1 protein-coding gene and 1 pseudogene are annotated in these 699 nt (G+C 68.5%); both read right to left on the reverse strand.

The annotated features are described in order from the left end of the window. Window positions 1–69: 69 nt before the first annotated feature. A pseudogene (locus A9X03_RS30580) lies at window positions 70–291 on the reverse strand (ABC transporter permease); the annotation flags it as partial. Next, window positions 225–699, reverse strand: a 475-nt coding sequence (locus A9X03_RS27745) for an ATP-binding cassette domain-containing protein (RefSeq protein WP_156746697.1), incomplete at its 5' end; no start/stop codon positions are given. The gene A9X03_RS27745 and the pseudogene A9X03_RS30580, both read right to left, overlap by 67 nt.

The following is a 699-nucleotide window of genomic DNA, read 5'->3' on the forward strand; positions in this document are numbered from 1 at the left end:
TGACCACTCCCCTGCGCCGGTTCGACCTGCTGATCGCCTACGGCAGCGCCTTCTCGGTGGCCGCCGCGGCGCAGGCGTGCCGGGCCGATGCGGCGCGTTCTGAAACATGTAGTACATCAACGTGATCACCAAGACCGGCACGAACAGGATCATGGCGACGCTGCGGTGGTCGGCCGCCAGCTGGCGCAGGATTCGCGTCGTGGTGGCGGTGTAGCCCTTGAGCCCTAGCCGGCCTGGCGCATGGTGCTGCGCTTGATGATGGACAGAAACGCGTCCTCCAGTGACGTGCATCCGGTGTCCTCTCGTAGTTGGGCCGGGGTGGTGTGGGCAAGCAGGTGACCGTCGCGCATCAGCAGCAGGTCGCCGCAGTGGTCGGCTTCGTCCATGACGTGGCTGGAGACCAGCAGCGTGGTTCCGCCGCGGGCGAGCTCGGCGAACTGCTCCCAGAGATCCGCGCGCAGCACCGGGTCCAGGCCGACCGTGGGCTCGTCGAGCACGAGCAGGTCGGGCCGGCAGACCAGCGCGCAGGCCAGCGACACCCGGGTGCGCTGGCCGCCGGAAAGGTTGCCGCAGAACGCGGTTCGGTGGTCGGCCAGCCCGACCCGCTCGATCGCGTCGTCGGCGGCCTGGTGCTCGAAACCGTACAGCGCGGCGAAGTAACGGACGTTGTCGACGATCCGCAGGTCGTTGTAGATCGCC

This window comes from Mycobacterium sp. E1715 (assembly GCF_001667625.1).
Taxonomy (GTDB): Bacteria; Actinomycetota; Actinomycetes; order Mycobacteriales; family Mycobacteriaceae; genus Mycobacterium.